The 18259-nt window shown below is 69.8% G+C and carries 13 protein-coding genes; 6 read left to right on the forward strand and 7 right to left on the reverse strand.

The genetic code is table 11. The features are described 5' to 3' along the window. Positions 1 to 4: 4 nt before the first annotated feature. From OHT51_RS16665 to OHT51_RS16680, 4 genes are all read left to right on the forward strand, one after another. The gene (locus OHT51_RS16665; RefSeq protein WP_328879739.1) at positions 5 to 1630 is read left to right on the forward strand and encodes an AMP-binding protein; all 1626 of its coding nucleotides are present in this window, start codon (positions 5 to 7) and stop codon (positions 1628 to 1630) included. Further along, on the forward strand, positions 1627 to 2883 hold the full coding sequence (locus OHT51_RS16670) for a pyridoxal phosphate-dependent aminotransferase (protein WP_328879740.1): 1257 nt from the start codon (positions 1627 to 1629) through the stop codon (positions 2881 to 2883). The genes OHT51_RS16665 and OHT51_RS16670 overlap by 4 nt, the downstream gene beginning before the upstream one ends. 45 nt (positions 2884 to 2928) lie before the next feature. After that, on the forward strand, positions 2929 to 4248 hold the full coding sequence (locus OHT51_RS16675) for a KamA family radical SAM protein (protein ID WP_328879741.1): 1320 nt from the start codon (positions 2929 to 2931) through the stop codon (positions 4246 to 4248). A gap of 145 nt (positions 4249 to 4393) precedes the next feature. Next, positions 4394 to 7687, forward strand: a complete 3294-nt coding sequence (locus tag OHT51_RS16680; RefSeq protein ID WP_328879742.1) for a BTAD domain-containing putative transcriptional regulator — start codon at positions 4394 to 4396, stop codon at positions 7685 to 7687. A 110-nt stretch (positions 7688 to 7797) separates the two neighbouring features. On the opposite strand, the gene OHT51_RS16685 is transcribed toward OHT51_RS16680, so the two are convergent. From OHT51_RS16685 to OHT51_RS16700, 4 genes are all read right to left on the reverse strand, one after another. Beyond that, on the reverse strand, positions 7798 to 8046 hold the full coding sequence (locus tag OHT51_RS16685; protein WP_328879743.1) for an acyl carrier protein: 249 nt from the start codon (positions 8044 to 8046) through the stop codon (positions 7798 to 7800). Next, entirely contained in the window at positions 8043 to 9095 is a 1053-nt protein-coding gene (locus tag OHT51_RS16690; RefSeq protein ID WP_328879744.1) for a ketoacyl-ACP synthase III family protein, read from the reverse strand. The genes OHT51_RS16685 and OHT51_RS16690 overlap by 4 nt, the downstream gene beginning before the upstream one ends. A gap of 192 nt (positions 9096 to 9287) precedes the next feature. Next, positions 9288 to 12074: a helix-turn-helix transcriptional regulator gene (locus tag OHT51_RS16695; RefSeq protein ID WP_328879745.1), complete on the reverse strand. Its 2787-nt coding sequence runs from the start codon at positions 12072 to 12074 to the stop codon at positions 9288 to 9290. Positions 12075 to 12187: 113 nt separating this feature from the next. Beyond that, positions 12188 to 13780, reverse strand: coding sequence for an MFS transporter (locus tag OHT51_RS16700; protein WP_443052495.1), 1593 nt, complete (start codon positions 13778 to 13780; stop codon positions 12188 to 12190). 312 nt (positions 13781 to 14092) lie between these two features. On the opposite strand from OHT51_RS16700, the gene OHT51_RS16705 reads away from it, so the two are divergent. Beyond that, a complete protein-coding gene (locus tag OHT51_RS16705) occupies positions 14093 to 14812 on the forward strand; it encodes an NAD(P)-dependent oxidoreductase (RefSeq protein ID WP_328879747.1) in 720 nt (239 codons plus the stop codon). Between the two features lie 63 nt (positions 14813 to 14875). Here OHT51_RS16705 and OHT51_RS16710 read toward each other — a convergent pair whose 3' ends face one another. Further along, positions 14876 to 15637, reverse strand: coding sequence for a hypothetical protein (locus OHT51_RS16710; RefSeq protein WP_328879748.1), 762 nt, complete (start codon positions 15635 to 15637; stop codon positions 14876 to 14878). 333 nt (positions 15638 to 15970) lie between these two features. Continuing rightward, positions 15971 to 16588 (reverse strand): RNA polymerase sigma factor, encoded by a 618-nt coding sequence (locus tag OHT51_RS16715; protein ID WP_328879749.1) that lies wholly within the window; start codon positions 16586 to 16588, stop codon positions 15971 to 15973. Between the two features lie 252 nt (positions 16589 to 16840). Here OHT51_RS16715 and OHT51_RS16720 point away from each other — a divergent pair, with 252 nt between their 5' ends. Continuing rightward, positions 16841 to 17725: a septum formation family protein gene (locus OHT51_RS16720; protein ID WP_328879750.1), complete on the forward strand. Its 885-nt coding sequence runs from the start codon at positions 16841 to 16843 to the stop codon at positions 17723 to 17725. A gap of 68 nt (positions 17726 to 17793) precedes the next feature. Here the strand turns inward: OHT51_RS16720 and OHT51_RS16725 are convergent, their stop codons facing one another. Next, entirely contained in the window at positions 17794 to 18177 is a 384-nt protein-coding gene (locus OHT51_RS16725) for a hypothetical protein (RefSeq protein WP_328879751.1), read from the reverse strand. Between the last annotated feature and the right edge of the window lie 82 nt (positions 18178 to 18259).

Below are 18259 nucleotides of genomic sequence, written 5' to 3' on the forward strand. Positions count from 1 at the left end.
TTTCATGGCATCGAATTCACATAAGCCCGCCCATTCGACATACCCGCGTGAGTTACTGCATGAATTCCTGCTCGCGGCGGCGGCTACGTCACCGGACCGGCCGGCGGTGGTCGAGGCCTGCCCGACGGGCGAGCTGAGGACCGTGACCTACCGGGACCTGGAACAGCAGGTCTTCGGCTACGCCGCGGAGTTGAACACCCTGGGGCTGGCGATGGGCGATCGGGTGATCGTCGAGTCGGACAACTCCGCTTCGGCCATCGCGATGATCATCGCCTGTTCCTCGCTCGGCCTGGTCTTCGTCCCGGTCAGCCCCCAGACACCGCGGAAGCGGCTGGAGGCGATCATCGAGGCCGCCGTGCCCGTGCTGCACCTCAGGGCCGCGGAGGGAGACCGGGAGGACCTGCCGGAGTCCGTCGGCACCGGTGTCTTCGGCCCCGGCACCCTGGAGTGGCACCGCCGACCCGTGCCGCGCCCCCGAGTCCGGCGGGAGGCCGTGAGCGGCGACCCCGCGTACATCATCTTCACCTCGGGCACGACGGGACGCCCGAAGGGTGTGGTGATGAGCCACCGCGGCGTCACGTCCTTCTTCCGCGGCATGCTCTACCACGGAATCGTCGAGGCCGACTCGCGCGTCGCGAGCACCGCACCGCTGTCGTTCGACTTCTCCCTGCTCGACATCGGTCTCGCCCTCGGCAGCGGTGCGACCGTCGTTCCGGTGCCGCGCGACCGGCTGCACTGGCCGCGCCGGTTCGTGCGCTTCCTGCGCGACGCGCGCGTCACCCACGTCAACGGCGCGCCGTCGGTCTGGCGTACGGTCCTGCGACACGAGCCCGAGCTGCTGGCCGAACTGCCCGTCAAGGGCGTGCTGTACTCCGGCGAGGCGTTCCCGCTGCCCGAGCTGCGGCACCTGCAGGAGCTGCTCCCCCAGGCCCGGATCGTCAACTGTTACGGCTCCACGGAGTCGATCGCGGCCTCGTTCACCGACGTACCCCGACCGCTGCCCGAAGAGACCGAGCTGATGTCGATCGGCTTTGCCCATCCCGGCGCGGAGATGGTCCTCATCGGGGAGGACGGCGAGCCGGTGCTGGAGGAGGGGGGCATGGGCGAGATCCATCTGCGCAGCCCCTCGCTGTTCCTCGGCTACTGGGGCGACCAGGAGGCCACTGACCGGGCGCTGGTGCGCGACCCCCTGAGCCCCCGCTCCGGGCAACTCGTCTTCCGTACCGGCGATCTGGCCCGGCGCGGTGCGCACGGCGAGCTGTACTTCGCGGGCCGGGCGGATCTGCAGGTGAAGATCCAGGGCAACCGGGTGGAGCTGGGCGAGATCGAGCGCAAGCTGCTCGAGTTCCCGCACCTCGCCGCGGCGGCCGTGCTGCTGCGGGAGACCCCCGAGGGCGAGCCGGTCCTCAGCGCCTGCGTGACGATGGACTCCGCCTCCCGCGCCTTCGACAAGGCCCAACTGCGGGCGCACTGTGCGGAGGAGCTGCCGGAGTACATGATCCCGCAGGAGATCCACGTCCTGGACAAGCTGCCGGTCACCGCCAACGGCAAGGTCGACCGCAAGGCACTCCTCGAACGCTTCACCGAACGTGACGACGAGACCGCCCCGCTGGAAGGACAGCCGGCATGACCAGCCACGGCATTGCGCCCAACCTCGCACTGGACCAACTCGTCGCCCGGCGACGCGCGAAGGGCGAGTCGATCGTCCATCTCGGTTTCGGCGAAGCACGCCTTCCCGTGTTCCCGCCGCTGGCCCAGCGGCTGGCCGCGGGGGCCCATCGCATCTCCTACGGTCCGGTCGCCGGCGACGCCGCCACCCGGGCCGCGGTGGCCGGCTACTTCGACCGCCGGAACCTGCCCACCGATCCCGAGCAGATCGTGGTGGCCCCGGGCAGCAAACCGCTGCTCCTCGCCCTGCAACTCGCGATCCCGGGTGACGTCGTGCTGCCCAGGCCGGCCTGGAACACCTACGCTCCCCAGGCCCGGCTCGCGGGCAAGACGGTCCACGAGGTGCCCATCCCCGACGACTGCGGCGGCGTACCCGAACCCGAGGCACTCCTGCGCACGATCCGTGAGGCCCGCGCGGCCGGCCGCGATCCCCGCATCGTGGTGCTCACCCTGCCGGACAACCCGACCGGGACGGTGGCTCCCCCGGAAGTGATCACCCGGATCGCCGCCATCGCCCGGGAGGAGGACCTCCACATCGTCTCCGACGAGATCTACCGGGATCTGGTCTTCGATCCCGCAACGGTCGTCCTCAGCCCCGCCGAGGTGGCGCCCGAACGCACCACCGTGGTCACCGGGCTGAGCAAGAACCTCGCGCTCGGCGGCTGGCGCATCGGCACGGCGCGCTTCGCGACGAGCCCGGAAGGGGAACGGATCCGGGAGCACGTCACGGCGCTCGCCAGCGAGATCTGGTCCTCGTTGCCCGGCCCCATGCAGGAGGTCGCCGCATACGCGTTCGCGGAGCCGCCGGAGGTTGTGCTGCGTCTGGCGGCCAGCGCCCGGCTGCACGGCACGGTCACCCAGGCGGTGTACGACAGCCTGGTGGGTGTAGGGGTGCAGTGCCGTCGCCCGACCGCGGGCTTCTACCTCTATCCGGATCTGCAGCCCGTGGCCGAGACGTTGCGGCGACGCGGCATCACCGACTCCGCGTCCCTGCAACAGCAGCTCATCGACGAGTTCGGCATCGCCGTCCTGTCCGGTGCCGTCCTGGGTGACGATCCCGCGGCACTGCGGTTCCGGATCGCCACCAGCCAGCTCTATGGGGACACCCCGGAGCAGCAGCAACTGGCCCTGGAGGCGAACGATCCGCTGACCCTGCGGCACGTGGCGGAATCCCTCGCCCGCATCCAGGAGAGCTTCACCCAGCTCTGCCGCTGACCCCGGCCCCCACCGGGGGAGCACGCCCAACTTCAAGGAGTACCAGTGACATTGGCCAACGGCACCACGGCCACGCGGGTCCCCAGCCGGAAGTTCCAGGTCTACACCAGCAAGCACCTGGACGGACTCCTCGCTCGGGCCGGACTGTCCGAGCGGGAACGGCTGGCCGCGCGCGCGGTCGCGACCGTGCTGCCCTTCCGCACCAACAACTACGTCGTCGACGAACTCATCGACTGGAACGCCGCACCGGACGACCCGATCTACCGCCTCACCTTCCCGCAGGAGGACATGCTTCCCGAGGACGAGGTGGCGCATCTCGCGGACCTGCTGCGGCGCAAAGCCCCCCTCGCGGAGCAGAACCGTGCCGCCAACCGGGTGCGGGCCAGGCTCAACCCGCATCCCGCGGGCCAGCTCCAGCTGAACGTCCCCTCGCACGACGACGAGCAGCTCGCGGGCGTGCAGCACAAGTACGACGAGACCGTGCTGTTCTTCCCCAAGCAGGGCCAGACCTGCCACGCGTACTGCACGTACTGCTTCCGCTGGGCGCAGTTCATCGGCGAACCGGACCTCAAGATGGCCGGCGAGGACGTGGACCGGCTGCGCGACTACCTGCTCAAGCACCCCCGGGTGACCAGCGTCCTGTTCACCGGCGGCGACCCCATGATCATGACGGCGCATGTACTGCGCCGCTATATCGAGCCGCTGCTCGAACTGGACCAGATCGAATCCATACGGATCGGTACCAAGTCCCTGGCCTACTGGCCTTACAAGTTCACCACCGACAACGACGCCGACGAAACACTCCGGCTCTTCTCCGACGTCGTTTCATCCGGGCGAAATCTCGCTTTCATGGCACATTTCTCACACCCCCGGGAGCTCGAACTCCCCGTCGTGAGCGAGGCAGTGCGTCGAATACGGGAAACCGGAGCCGTCATACGCACCCAGGCGCCGCTCATCCGGTCGATCAACGACGATCCTGCCCTCTGGGAATCCATGTGGCGTACGCAGACGGCCATGGGCATGGTGCCCTATTACATGTTCGTCGAGCGGGACACCGGGCCACAGGATTATTTCGCCGTTCCGCTGGCCAGGGCCTACGACATCTTCCGGACCGCCTATCAGAACGTCTCCGGGCTCGCCCGGACGGTCCGCGGCCCGTCGATGTCCGCCACCCCCGGAAAGGTGTGCGTCGACGGCGTGGTCGAGCTGTTCGGAGAGCAGGTCTTCGCGTTGCGGCTGATCCAGGCCCGGAACGCCGAACTGGTCGGAAAGCCCTTCTACGCGAAGTACGACCCCACGGCCGTCTGGGTTGACGATCTCAAACCCGCTTTCGCGGACCAATTCCCGTTCGATTCCTCCCAATAGTCAGCTAGGTCTTGTTTGTTCCGAATGCGGCGGGGCCGGACAATACGGTCTCGGATTCGCGAAGGCACGGCCCTGCCCAGCGCACACCCGAACAGTTCCGAATACGCATGGAGCTCGCTCGACTGCGTGCTGTAACGTGCTGATCATGCTCTTCGGATTGTTAGGGCCGCTTGTGGCTTGGGGGGAAGACGGTGAGACGGTTCGCGTTCCGGAAGCCAAAGTTCGGATGCTGTTGGCCATCCTGCTCATCAACGAGGGCCAGCCGGTCTCGACAGCGCGACTGATCGAGTATCTGTGGGGCGAAGACGTACCCGCGAACCCGGCTTCCGCTTTAAGGACCAAAGTATCCATCCTTCGGCGTCAGTTGGCCCGTCTCGATCCGAGAGGACGCCAACTGTTGGTCTCCACGCCGGCCGGATACCGACTCAATGTGGAGCCGGACCGGGTCGACGTCACTCAGTTCCAGGACATCACCAACAGAGCGTACGAAAGCAAGGATCCGCAGGACCGGGCCTCCCGACTGGCTGAAGCGCTCGCCCTCTGGCGGGGTCCGGCTCTCGCGGACTTCAGCGAGCACGACTTCGCGCAGGGCACGATCACGCGTCTGGAGGAAAAACGTCTCACCGCGATCGAGGAGTGGGCGGAGGCGCGGCTGCTGCTCGGTGAGCACAGTCTGCTGGTGGGCGATCTCAATGACCTGGTGGTCCGGCACCCCATGCGGGAACGCCTGCGGGCCGCTCACATGCTGGCCCTGTACCGCACCGGCCGGCAGAGCGCGGCCCTGGCGAGCTACACCGATCTCAGAAGCCGTCTCGGCAAGGAGTTCGGACTCGACCCGGGAGCCCAGGTGTCGGCGCTGCACGAGTCCATTCTGGCGAACGCGCCGGAACTGGAGCCCGCGGCGCCCCCCGTCACCTCGATCACACGTCCACGTATCAACATCCCGTCGGCGCTCACCGAGTTGATCGGTCGGGCCGCCGCGGCGCGGACGGTGAAGTCGCTGATCGCTTCCGACCGGCTCGTCACGCTCACCGGCCCGGGAGGCGTGGGCAAGACGCGGCTGGCGCAGGAAGTCGCCCACCAGTTGGCGGCGGAGTACCCCGACGGCGTCTGGCTGGTGGAGCTGGCCGAGATGCGTGGTCGCACCGCGCAGGGCGGCCGGCCGTCGGTCAGCGAGGTCGCCGAGACCGTGGCCGCGACGCTGGACCTGCGCGACAACATCGGTCGCGTCGGCGGGCTGCCCCTGGACACCCCCAGCAACGTGCTGACCAAGCTGGGCGCCGCCGTGCGCGGCAAGGACATGCTGCTCGTCCTCGACAACTGCGACCATCTGATCGAGCCCGTCGCCGAACTGGCGGACACGTTGCTGCGCTTCAGCCCCAAGCTGCGGGTGCTGGCCACCAGCCGTGAGCCCCTCGGGCTGCTGGGCGAAGTCGTTTGGTCCGTGCTTCCGCTGGAGTTACCCGAGACCGACGAGGGCACACCGGAGAAGCTGCTGCAAGACAGCAGTGCCGTGCGGCTGTTCGTCGAGCGCGCGAAAGCCGCCGTCGCCGGGTTCACCCTGAACCGGGACAACGTCCAGGCGGTGACCGCCCTCTGCCACAAGCTCGACGGCATTCCGCTGGCCCTTGAGATCGCCGCGACCAGTCTGCGAGTCCTCGACGCGCACGAGCTGCTGGCCCGGCTGGACGACCGCTTCGCCCTGCTCGACCACGGGCCGCGCGGGGCGCCCCCGCGCCAGCAGACCCTCCGGGCGGTGATCGACTGGAGCTGGCAGGTGCTCGACGAGCCCGAGCGGGCCGTCCTGCGCCGTCTCGCCCTGCTCAAGAGCGGCTGGACGGTCGAGTCGGCCGAGACGGTCACCGCCTTCGGCGACATCGCCAAGCCGCAGGTGTTCTCGCTGCTGGCGCGGCTGGTGAACCGCTCGCTGGTCGCCACGGTCCGCTCCTCCACCGGTACCCGCTACCGGCTGCTCGGGGCAGTCACCGCCTACAGCCTCGAACGGCTGGAGGATGCCGACGAGTTCGAGGAGACACAGCGGCTGCGGGACCTCCACTACACCGGCCTGTGCGAACGCGCCCTGCCGCACCTGCGGGGCGTCGGACAGAACGAGTGGCTGCGCCGGCTGGACGCCGACCTGCCCAACACGCGGGCGGCGCTGGAGAGTGCGCTGCGCGCCGAGGAGCCGGTCCTCGCGTTGCGCATGATCAACGCCCTGTCGTGGTACTGGCTGCTCCGCGGCCGGCTCGACGAGGCGCACCGGTGGACCAGCCTGGCGCTGGCCCGGGTGACCGAACCGAGCCCCGAGGCGGCCGTGGCGTCCGCCTGGCAGGCGGGCTTCACCATGCTGGTCGGCGCGGAGCCCGGCGGCCCGGAGCACACAGCCGAAGTCCTGCGGAACTTCAAGGAGTTCCCGGACGAGCACAACCTGGCGTTCGCGGAGTGGTTTCTGGGATACGCGCATCTGAGCACGGGCAACATCGACGACAGTGAGGCACTGGTGCTCAGCGCCCTGCGCAGGTTCAACAAACTGCGCGACCAGTGGGGGGTGGCAGTGGCGCTGAGCACGCGCAGCCTGCACGGCATCTTCCGCAGCGACTGGCGAGCGGCGCAGCGCAACGGCGAGATCAGCGAGCGGATCTTCCGGGAACTCGGCGACCGCTGGGGGCGGCTGCAGGCGCTCGACACCCTCGCGTCGCTGGCCGAGATCTCCGGCGACTACGTCCGGGCCGGCCGGCTGAACCGAGAGGCGCTGCACATCGCCGAGGAGCTTGGCCTGTGGAGCGAGGTCTCCCACAGCCTGTCCCGGCTGGGGCGGATCGCTCTGCTGGAAGGCGCCTACGCCCAGGCGGACGAACTGCACGAGCGGGCGGCACGCCTGGCCCGGGAACAGAGCGACCACCTCGGCGAGCGGTACGCGGAGATCGGCCTGGCGCTCTCGGCTCGCCGGCAGGGCGAACTCGACATGGCGGAAGAACGGTTGTGGCGGCTGCGCGAACGCGGGCCGGGCGGGAGTCCTGACCACAGCGACGCCCTCGTCCTCGGCGAACTGGGCTTCATCGCGGAACTGCGCGGTGACCCGGCCGAATCGACCCGGCTCCATCTGGAGGGCTACCGGGTGGCCCACCGGCTCGGGGACCCCCGGGCTGTGGCCCTGGCCCTCGAGGGCCTGGCCGGGGCTCGCGTCGTGGCCGGCCACTTCGAGGGCGCGGCACAGTTCCTCGCCGCCGCCGAAGCCGCAAGGAAGTCGGTGAAGGCGCCGCTGCCCGATGCCGAACGCGCGGACGTGGACCGGATCGAGGCGGCCGTACGCGACCGTCTCGATCTCAGGAGCCTGTCCGAGGTGTGGCGGCAAGGTGCCCGCCTCAGCCCGCAGGAGTGCGTGCGGCTGATCCTGGGGATCGACGACAGCCCCGCCGCGCTGCCGTTGTGCTCGTAGCGGATGCGTGACTCCTCCGGTACCGCCAGCGCCGGATCGCGGGCGGCGACGTACCTCCGTCGCCGCCCGGGCCCGTTGCCGACGCGGTCCGGTCGGCCTGCGCCCGCAGGTCACCGGTCCGCGACCGCCGCCTCACCCCGGACCAGCTCCACGATGGCGTCGATGGTGCGGAAGTTGTCCATCCGCATGGCGTCCTCGGGGACGGTGATCCCGAAGGTCTTCTCGACGAACCTGACCAGCTCGACAGCGAACAGGGAGTTCACATAGCCGAGCGCGAAGATGTCGTCACCGCCGGCGATGTCGGCCTGCGGATAGCGTTCGGTGATGAACCGACGGACCGTGTCGTGTTCCGGCGTCATGCGCTCGCCTCCGCCTGCTCGGCCCAGTTCGGCTGCTCCAGGATCTCCAGCACTGCGGCGGAGTAGGCCCATCCGTTGCCGACGCCACACAGCACCACCTTGTCGCCGGGGCCCACCTGGCCGGTTTCGAGCAGGTGGGTGAGGCCGGCGGCCTGGTCGCCGGCGCCCAGGTGGCCGACGGTGCGACCCCAGGGCCACGTCGTGCGGGACTCGTCGATGCCCATGGCCTTGCGGGACTCCCAGTCCTGCAGGACGCGCCCCACGGCCGGGAACACGAAGCGCGCCACGTCGTCGACCGACACACCGGCCTCGTCCAGCGCCGTACGCAGGGACTCCTCCTGGTTCCTGGTGATGCTGCCGATGACCCCGAGCAGATCCGCTCCAGCGGCGAAGTACCGCTCCTTGCGGGTGCGCAGGTCGACCGGCCACCCGTCCTCGCCCGGGGCCTGGGTCCAGGTGTCGCCCCGGTAGACCTGCTCGTGCGTGGCGTCGCCGATCACCACCGAGGACAGCAGCCTGGCCACTCCCGGCTCACGGGAGAGCACCAGGCCGGTGGCGCCGTCGGACAGGATCATGCCGTTGTCCGTGCGGAAGCGGTTCCAGCCGGGGGCGTTGAACTTGTCCGCCGTGGTCAGCAGCGCCGCGGCGGACCCGGACGAGGCGGACAGGTAGGAGGCGGCCAGGTGCAAGGCGGCCATGCCGCCATTGGACGCCTGGCGGACCTCGATGGCGGCGGCGCTGCCACCGACCGTCCTGCCCTGGACGTACGACGCCGGCGCGAACTGGTCGACGCCCTGGTGCCCGATGTGCGAGTGGAGCAGCAGGGTCACCTCCTCCGGCGCCGTGGCGGACCGCTCCAGCGCGCGGCGGGCGGCCGTCACGGCCATGTCGACCGGGACGTCGGCCTCGGCCGCGACCCGGACGCTGGCGAGGTCGTCGGAGATCGCCTCGTCCTCGTCGTACCGGCCGTCGGCGACGGCATCGCGTACGTCCTCCCGGCGACCGAGCCACATCGCCGTGCCGGCCACATAAACATCGGACCATTTCATGGTGCAGCAACCTCGTCATGAAGAGTCGAAAAATACGGGCAGTATCACGGGCGGAATTCGCCGCTACCCAACGGATTTCACGCTCGAATTCGCCATGAATCCCAGCGAGTTACCAGATGCCATTCGCTTGCACGTTATGAGCCGGCACCCCCTAATCACAACCCGGCTCATGCCGGTCGTGACCCCTATTTCTCAGGCAGCGCTCACCCCGTCCACCGCATCGTCCACCAGATCGCCAGGAAGGTCGTCCCGCCGCTTGACCTTCAACTTCCGGTAGACCCGCGTGAGGTGCTGCTCCACCGTGCTCACCGTGATGAAAAGGCGGCGAGCGATCTGCCGGTTGCTCATGCCTCGCGCCGCCAGGGCCGCGACCCTCAACTCTGCTTTGGTCAGCACCTCCGTCGACGCCTGCGGGACCGCGGCGTGTTCGGTCGTCTCGCGGTCGCCCCGCTCGACTCCGGACGTCGGGGCGGCGATCGCGCCGACGGCGTCGAGCAGTTGCCCGGAGCGCCACTCGAGCATCCTCGCCTTGCTCTCCTGCCCGACGGCACGCAGCGCGTCGGCCTGATCGGCGAGCACGTACGCCAGTTCGATAGGCGCTTCGCGTCCCGCCATCGTCTCCACCGCCTGCTCCAGCAGGTTGAGGCGCTCGTACACCGGACCGCACAGGGCCACGGCCCACAGGGCTGTCGCGCGCTCGCGCCCGGTGTGTGGCGCGCACCGCTCCAGTTGCTCGGTGGCCAGTTGCCGGGCCTGACGCTCACGCCCCAGGCGCAGGCAGGCCCGTACCGCGTCGGTGCGCCACGGGAACAGCGCGGGCTCGTCGCAGTTCCAGGCCGAGACGCGCCGCCCGACCGTCAGGAAGTCCTCGAGTGCCGCGGCCGGCTGATTGATGGCGAGGAAGTACCGTCCCCGCGCTGTCAGATAGCTCATGCCGAGGGGCGAGCGGAACATCGCGGCCGGCAACGTGACACGGGTGAGTTCCGCCGCACGTGCGTAGCTCCCGGTCAGCGTGAACACCTGCAGGAGCACCGCGAGCGGCCGCCCGGCGCCAATCCCCCAGTGCTCCACGGGCACGAGGGTCAGCGCCGTTTCGGCGTGCCGTTTCGCCTCGTCCAGGGCACCGCGCCGCAGTGCGATCTCCGCGCGCGTGGCCGCGTACATCCCGCGCCAGATGCGCGAGGGGTGGCTGTCGGCCTCGGCCTGGTAGCTCTTCGCCCAGCGGTCGGCGGCCACCGTGTCGTCCCCCGCGGCGACCACGAGCAGGGCCACCACCAGATCCAGCATCGCGACCACGCCCACCTTGGACGCCCGCAGAAGTCGCTTGGCGTCCTCCACCACCTCGGGCGAAGGACCGGCGGTGAGCGCCGACTTCAGCAGTTCCACGGCTTCTCTGCCGCGGATGTTGAGCACGCAGCTCCCCTGCTGTCGCTCACCGGACTCTGCCATGGCCTGCGCGGACTCGGGATACACAACCGACAACCACATCCGCAGCGTCTCCGCGGCGCCCCACGTGGCACTGTCACATCCCGGGAGCGCGTCGCCCCTGCGCAGCGTGTCCATGGCACTGCGGCTGTCGCCCAGCACCAACTGGAGCATGCCCACGGAGGCTGCCAGGGGCCCGGTCAGCTCACCGTCGAGCACGGCCCTGGTCAGCAGCGGCACCCGTCGCGCGGCGGCGCCGGGGTCGACGTGGAACTCGACGCCGGCGAGCATCACCGTCGTCCTCAGCCCCTGGAGGCGGTCCTGGTCGTTGCGGGCCGCCGTCTCCAGAAGGTCCAGCGCGAGCCGGGCCTCCCGCACGGACCAGGCGTGCGCGGCCGCCTCCTGGAGGACCGGGACGTCGTGCTGGCGCACCGTGTGACCGGCGGCCAGCAGTTGCCGGGCAACGATGGGCGCCGGGACGTTGTGCTGGAGCATCAGATCAGCCGCCCGGCGGTGCTGCTCGCTGCGTTCCTCGTACGTCATCGCGTCGAGCAGGATCGTGCCGGTGCCCTGGTGGCGGAACCGCACGCCGTGCACAAGACCGAGCTGGTGCAGATCACGCAGGGCCCGATCCGTCGACTTGCGGTCCAGGCCGAGGAACTGGCCGAGCAGCCGCTCGCTCACGGCGTCGCCGAGCACCGCGATGGCCCGGGCCACTTCGAGGCCGGTGCAGTCACAGCGGTGGAGGCAGGCCAGCACCGCCTTGCTGTACTGCGCGCCGAGGGTCAGCGAATCACCGTTGTCAGCGACCGGCAGACGGTTGTCGTCCACCAGACCCCGCGCGAACTGCGGGTTGCCGCCGCAGATCGCGTGCACCTCAGACGCCCAGCGCTGCGCGGCCACCCGGCCGAGCTCGTGCTCCAGGAGCTCCCGGGTGCCATGCGCCGTGAGTGCGGGCAGCCGCACCGGCACCGAGTACGGCGACGGCGGGATGTCGGCGTGGAACGGCAGATCGAGCAGCTGGCCGTCGCCCGGCACGGTCAGGATGACGAGCAGCCGCGCCGCGCGCACCCGACGCACCAGGGTGAACAGGCTCTGCATCGAGGCGTGGTCGGCGTAGTGGAGGTCGTCGATACCCACCACCAGCGGACCGGCGGCCGACTCCTGCTCGACCAGTTCCAGCAGGGCCCGGTGGACACGCTGGAAGGTCCTGCCCGCAATGGGCGAGGCGGGGTCCCGCGACAGCAACTCGGACAGGTTGTCATTCACGGGCGGGACCAGCTCGGCCACCGGATCGTGCGGCAGATCGGAACCGTCGAAGAGCTGGGTGAGCACACCGAACGGGACCTTCTGCTCGGTGCGGGAGGCCGTTGCCGCCAGATATGAGGCGCCGGCGGCAACGGCCTGGGCGGCAAACGCGTGCATCAGCTCGGACTTGCCGAATCCCGTGGGCCCCGATACCACTGCCAGCCGCGTGCTGCCCCGACGGGCAGCGGCCAACAGTTCGTGCAGCACGCCGAATTGCTCGGCACGGTCGTACAACCGTGGTGCCACGACGTGTGATGTCGCTATGACATCGGGTCCCTGCGCCCTCCATCGAGAGGGCCGTTCTATCGGTAGAGACTCACGCATTTGCCATTCCCCCATTTTTATTTTGAAGCGGGCGATCAAGCCCGGCTGTCCCCCACGGAAGCGACATCCGCGGACGGGCTCTCTTGTGGGTCCGTGGTCTCCGCGAGGTCCTCGCCGCCCTGCCCGGTGGTCTTGAGCACCACGAGAGCGAGTACGGCCAGCACGGCGGCGATGGCCGCGTTGATGCCGGCGCTGACATTGAGTCCGTCCGCGAACGCGTCGCGTGCCGCGGCAAGCAGCTCGGGCATGTTGGCGGCGGCATCCGCCGCACCGGCCATCGAGTCGCGCACGTCCTCCGCCGCTGAGGCATCCAGGCCGGACGGAACGGCGTCCTCGATTCCGCTTCGGTAGACGGCGGTGCCGATGGTGCCGATGGTGGCGACACCGAACGCGATGCCGAACTCGGAGCTGGCCTCCGACAGCGAGGCGGCCGAGCCGGCCTTCTCCGGCGGCGCCGAACCCACCACGAGATCGGTACCGAGTACCAGGACCGAGCTCGTACCGACGAACGCGACGGTGACGCCGGTGATGAGCACGGGCAGTCCGGACACGCTGTCCACCTGCGTCAGCAGCAGGTAGCCGACGGCCGAGATGCCCATGCCGATGCCGACCACCACACGCGGGGCCAGTCGGGCGGCGAGCGCCGGGGTGGCCATCGAGCCCATGATCATGCCGATCGCGGAGGGCAGCATCCACAGACCCGCCTTGATGGGCGACATGCCCTCGACGGACTGCAGGAACTGCGTGTAGAAGAGCACCGTCCCGCCGACCGTCGCCATGCTGAGCAGCAGCACGATCAGGGAGACGCTGAACGCGCGGTGCGAGAACAGGTTCAGGTCGATCAGCGGCTCGTCCAGCTTTCGCTGCCGGCGCACGAAAACGACGCCGAAGAACAGACCGACGAGGATCCCGGCGAGGCTCTGCGGGTCGACGCCCTCCTCCGCGAACCGCTTGATGCCGTAGATGACCGGCAGCACCGCAAGCAGGGACAGCACGACGCTGCCCAGGTCGATGCGCCCGCCGTCCGGATCCCGGTACTCCGGGAGCAGGACGGGTCCGGCCACCAGCAGCACGAGCATGACCGGAACACCGATCAGGAAGACCGAGCCCCACCAGAAGCTGTCCAGCAGCAGGCCGCCGACCAGCGGGCCGATGGCCGTACCCGCGGAGAAGCACATCATCCAGACGCCGATGGCGCTGCCGCGCTGTTTGGCGTCCTGGAACATGACGCTGATCAGCGCGAGCGTGGACGGCATAAGCGTGGCGCCCGCGATACCGAGGAGGGCTCGGGCGAGGATCAGCAGCTCCGCGCTGGGGGCGTACGCGGCCAGGACCGACGCGGCGCCGAACGCGGCCGCGCCGATGAGCAGCAGCTTTCGGCGGCCGATCCGGTCACCCAGCGTCCCCATGGTGACCAGGAAGCCCGCGATCATGAACCCGTAGATGTCCATGATCCACAGCAGCTGCGAGGTGCTCGGCAGCAGGTCCGCCCCGAGATGAGGCACCGCCAGGTACAGGACGCTCATGTCCAGCGCCAACAGCAGGGTTGGTAGGGCCAGGATTCCCAAGCCGAGCCACTCGCGGGCCCCTGCCCGCGGCGAGACTCCGGCTGATGAGGGTGATGACATCGTGAGCATCCCTCTTCTTGTCAGGCGTGATGTCGAAGTGAGTGAAAAGAACACGAGCCGGAAAGGCGGCTGGCGAGATCGGTCCCCCGACCGCCACGGTCCCGCGACCGTCGTCAGTATGCTGAGCAGGGATTGTGTAAACGTGTTGAAAGCCTTTCGGCCCTCCGACACCCATTCCGTGCTGCCGAAACCCTCAGCTCCGTCAGGAGCGTGCGCAGCATCGGACTTGAGAGCCCATCAGCAAACCCGGCCATATGGTTGCCCCGCCAGACCCACTCACGACCTCAGCACCACGGGATCGAAGGGACAACCATGCACATCGGAGTCATCGGCGCCACCGGCGGTATCGGAAGCCGGGTCGTCACAGAAGCTCTCGGCCGGGGACACCGCGTCACGGCGCTGACCCGCGATGCCTCGCTGATCAGCGAGAAGCCCGGTGACGTGGTGGGCCGGGGCGACATCGAGTGGAAGAGCGTCGACGTACTGAACGCGGACAGCATCGCCGCGATCCTGCCGGGACTGGACGTCCTGATCAGCGGGTTCCAGCCCGGGAACGCCGCCAAGGACCTGGCCGGCGCCGTGCAGCGTTCCATAGCCGAACCCACCCTCTTCTCCACCGCGGCCCGGGCCCTGCTGACAGCAATGGAGAGCCACCCCCGCACCCGCCTCGTGGTCATCGGCGGCGTCGGCAGTCTGGAAGTCGAGCCCGGTCGCGTCCTGGCCGACTCCGACGAACTCCTGCACGCGACCCTCGACGAACTCGGGCTCCCCCGGGAGTACGCCGCCGCAGTGCGCGGCCACCGGGACGCCCTTGACGTGCTACGCCTTTCGAATCGGCGGTGGACCTACTTCAGCCCTGCCAAGGAGATCTTCCCGGGCCGGCGCACCGGCCGATTCCGCCTCGGGGACGATCAACTGGTGGTGGACGCGGACGGGCGCAGCCGCATCTCCATGGAGGACGCGGCTGTGGCCCTGGTCGACGAGGTGGAGTTGCCTCGATACGTGCAGCGCCGATTCACGATCGGCTACTGACACGCGGTCACGGTCCTCCCGCAGGCCAGGGGTGGCCACCCCGGCCGTCGCCTCGGTGCGGAGTCAGTCCTTTTTCTCGGCGCTCTTGCCGGACCTGCCGTTGTCGGCCGGGTCCTGGCTCTGGCCATTGCCGGTGGCGCCGCCCCCGTCGGACTTGTTCTTGGGCCCGTTCGTCGGCCCGCCCTTCGCCCCCGCCAACTGCTCGACGCAGTACACGGCCACCCTGTCCGCACCGCCCGCCGCCGCGATGAGCCGCTGCCAGGCCGTCGAGTCCAGGGCGTTGCCACGCTCCTTGACCTGGTCGTACGCGCGGCACTCGGCCTCGGTGTCCTGGGCGGTGGTCGGGTGGGCGGGCTTGGCGGAGGTGCCTTCGGGCGCCGCGGAGCGGTGCGCGGCGGCCGGCCCGTCGGAGGCGCCGGCCGCCGGGGTGGGCCTGGCCCTGCCCTCGCCGGGGGCCTTCGACGAGTCGGACGAGCCGATCGCGGCGGCCGCCACGCCGCCCAGCGTGAGGCTCGCGACGAACAGGGAGAGCGTGGTCTTCACCGACAGCGCCAGCCGGCGCGGCTCGCACGGCCGCCAGTCGTCCCGGCGCCGGGTGCGTGCCCGGTGTGCCCCCGCGGCACGGGCGGCGCGGAACGCGGCCACGGCACGCTGCTCGCCCTCGGTGTCCACGCGGTGCCCGCGCAGTACTGCGGCGGAGAGCAGCGCCTCCAGTTCGGCGTCGTCGAGGGCCACTGCCGGGCCGGAGCCGTGACCCCGGGCCCGGTCGTCAGGGTGCGCACGCCGACGGCCGGGTTCTCCGCCGCCGCTCTGCCGTTCACCCATGTCCGTCTTCCCGTCCCTGTCCGACCTGCTTGGTTGGGCTGTGCCGCCCTTTGGCTGCGCAACCGCTGCGACCTGCGTGGGCCCCACGCCCACGTGACCGCCGGCCGCCCGTGCGTCCGCTGTTACAGCCGTGACGGTCCGACCGCTGTGACTGTTGTGACCGCTGCGGCTTACGAGCTCCTTAGAGCCTGTACGTCCGTCACGCCCCGTACGACTCACCGCGCCCGCCGCCTCGCCTCATCGAAGCGCCGTGACGCAGTACTGCCGTACCGCCGTCGTACCGATGCGCGATGCGCCGCAGCGCCGCCCGTCAGCCGCCGGCACCCTCACTGTTCATTTCGATTCCCCCAGCGTCCGAGGGCCGTCATCCGTCACACCTGCGACGCCGAGCTGCTCGGACAGGCGCTTCAGCCCCCGGTAGGCGGCCGTCCGGACCGCGCCCGGGCGCTTGCCGAGGACGCGTGCGGCGGCGGGGGCGTCGAGGCCGACGACGACCCGGAGCAGTACGGCCTCGGCCTGGTCCTTCGGCAGCCCGCGGACCAGTTGGAGGGCATGCTCGGTGGAGATCGACTCCAGGGCCTGGTCGTGCGTGTTCTGCGGACCGGGCAGGTCCAGTACGTCGTGCTCCAGCGCCGACGACCGGGGCCGTACCTTCTGCCGGCGCAGATGATCCAGCGCCCGGTGCCTGCCGATGGTCGCGCTCCAACCCCGGAACCCGGCGCCGTCACCCCTGAACCGGCCGAGGTCCCGGGCGATCTCCAGCCAGGCGTCGGACGCCACGTCCTCCGCGTCGTCCCCGACCAGCCCGCGCAGGTACCCGAGCAGTCCCGGCTGCACCAGCCGGTACGCGACCGCGAAGGCGGCCTCGTCACCTTCCTGAGCCCGCGCGACGGCCGCGCTCAACTCCCCGTCGTGCGCGTGTCCGCGGCGGGGTTCCCCTCCCTGGCCCAAGAACTGTCCTCGTCCGTACCGGTTCGCGGCGGATTCGCACCCCGCGGTGCGGCCACCCTTGCCCACGCCCCTCCACGGTCAACAGCGCCCGGCCTCACAGAAGTGTCACAGGGGCCGTACACGTGACTGGTCGCTACAACCATTGCCGCTCATCGGAAGTCACAGTCGCCGCGACCTGCGCACAGCCCCGTCACAGGGATGACATACGATGCGCGCGATCCGCATAAAGTTCACATAAGAGGATGTAACGCCATGTCAGTTCGTAGCCCCTTTCGCTCCCTTCGCGGCATACCTTCCGTCGTCGCCCTGCTCGCGATCGGCGCGGTGGGGTGCTCGGACGTCACGGATGCCGTCGACAGTGCCAAGGACGGCGCGAAGAAGGTGGCCCGCCAGAGATCGGTGTTCTCGCTGAACGTCGGGGACTGCTACAACCCGAACAACAAGGGCGAAGGCACGGAGATCCTCGTCGAGATCGTGCCCTGCGCCGAGGCGCACACGGGTCAGGTCGTCGGCGACTTCAAGATCGAGGAAGGGTCGAAGTACCCCGGCGACGACGCGATCGCCGCCATCGCCGACGAGCGATGCCCGGCCGAGGCCGGGAAGTTCGCCCCGGACACCTGGGCGCTCCCCAAGGGCGTCGCCCTCCTGCACTACACCCCGACCAAGGAGAGCTGGGCGACCGGCGACCGCGCCGTGAGCTGCAGCTACACCAAGGAGTCGGGCACCTTCACCGGTGCGCTGAACGCGAAGTCCCTCAAGCCCGAGCAGACCGCGTACCTGAACGGTTCGAACGGCGTCTACGACGCGCTCTGGGCCAACCAGTCCGAGAAGGACACCGTCGAGGCGGACTTCGACGGCTACAAGGCACAGGCCAAGGCCGTGGCGGCCGCCCTCGACGCGCATGTCAAGGGCATGAAGGGCATCGACGGCGCGGAGGTCGGCAAGCTGCGCGCCGACCTGACCAAGACGGCCGAGCAGTGGAGGAAGGCCGCGAGCGCCGCCGACACGGACACGTTCTACATCGCCTACGACTCGGCCTTCACCGGCATCGATCCGAAGAAGACGGTCGCCGCCCGCAAGGAACTGGGCCTGGCCACCACCGTCCCGGCCGACGAGGCGGAGGTCTGGGCGAGCTGACGCCCCCTCGGACCCGGCCGGGGCGCCGCCCGTTCACGCAGCCCCGGCCGGGCCACCGCCACTCCCGCCTACAGCTGTACGGCGTCCCGGCACAGCAATCGCAGCGACCCGTCGCCGGCGAAGCACCGCCGCGCCTCGTCGATCGGATCCCACAGCCGCCCATCGGGCGTACGGATCCAATGGTCGCCCCCCGTCGCCCACCACTCGGCGCCGGTCTGACGGGCGATCACCTCACCGGCGTACGCGCCGAGACCGCGCAGCGTGTTCTCCACGGCGGGATACGGCGTCCGCTCCCGGCGCAGCTCCTCGATCATCCGGTCGACCCGCCACAGGCTCTGCGCCGAGTAGTCGAGTCGCAGCCGCGCCCCCTCGCGCATCGTCGCCACCGCGTCCGCCGCCCACCGCACCGGCCTGGTGGCGGCTGCGGGCCTGGTTTCCTGCTGAGTCGTCACACCCTGGAAAGCGTGCCTGAACTGGGATTCGTCACCCGGATCCGGCGACTTCCCCGGACCGGTGCAGGACCGCCCCAGCTCG

Source organism: Streptomyces sp. NBC_00299 (genome assembly GCF_036173045.1).
GTDB classification, from domain to species: Bacteria; Actinomycetota; Actinomycetes; order Streptomycetales; family Streptomycetaceae; genus Streptomyces; species Streptomyces machairae.

Bases quoted from the DNA above. Each gene is read 5' to 3' on its own strand.
- OHT51_RS16665 (WP_328879739.1), top strand. From the start codon at position 5: ATGGCATCGAATTCACATAAGCCCGCCCATTCGACATACCCGCGTGAG.
- OHT51_RS16700 (WP_443052495.1), bottom strand. From the start codon at position 13,780: ATGTCATCACCCTCATCAGCCGGAGTCTCGCCGCGGGCAGGGGCCCGC.
- OHT51_RS16670 (WP_328879740.1), top strand. From the start codon at position 1,627: ATGACCAGCCACGGCATTGCGCCCAACCTCGCACTGGACCAACTCGTC.
- OHT51_RS16720 (WP_328879750.1), top strand. From the start codon at position 16,841: ATGTCAGTTCGTAGCCCCTTTCGCTCCCTTCGCGGCATACCTTCCGTC.
- OHT51_RS16690 (WP_328879744.1), bottom strand. From the start codon at position 9,095: ATGAAATGGTCCGATGTTTATGTGGCCGGCACGGCGATGTGGCTCGGT.
- OHT51_RS16680 (WP_328879742.1), top strand. From the start codon at position 4,394: ATGCTCTTCGGATTGTTAGGGCCGCTTGTGGCTTGGGGGGAAGACGGT.
- OHT51_RS16705 (WP_328879747.1), top strand. From the start codon at position 14,093: ATGCACATCGGAGTCATCGGCGCCACCGGCGGTATCGGAAGCCGGGTC.
- OHT51_RS16710 (WP_328879748.1), bottom strand. From the start codon at position 15,637: ATGGGTGAACGGCAGAGCGGCGGCGGAGAACCCGGCCGTCGGCGTGCG.
- OHT51_RS16685 (WP_328879743.1), bottom strand. From the start codon at position 8,046: ATGACGCCGGAACACGACACGGTCCGTCGGTTCATCACCGAACGCTAT.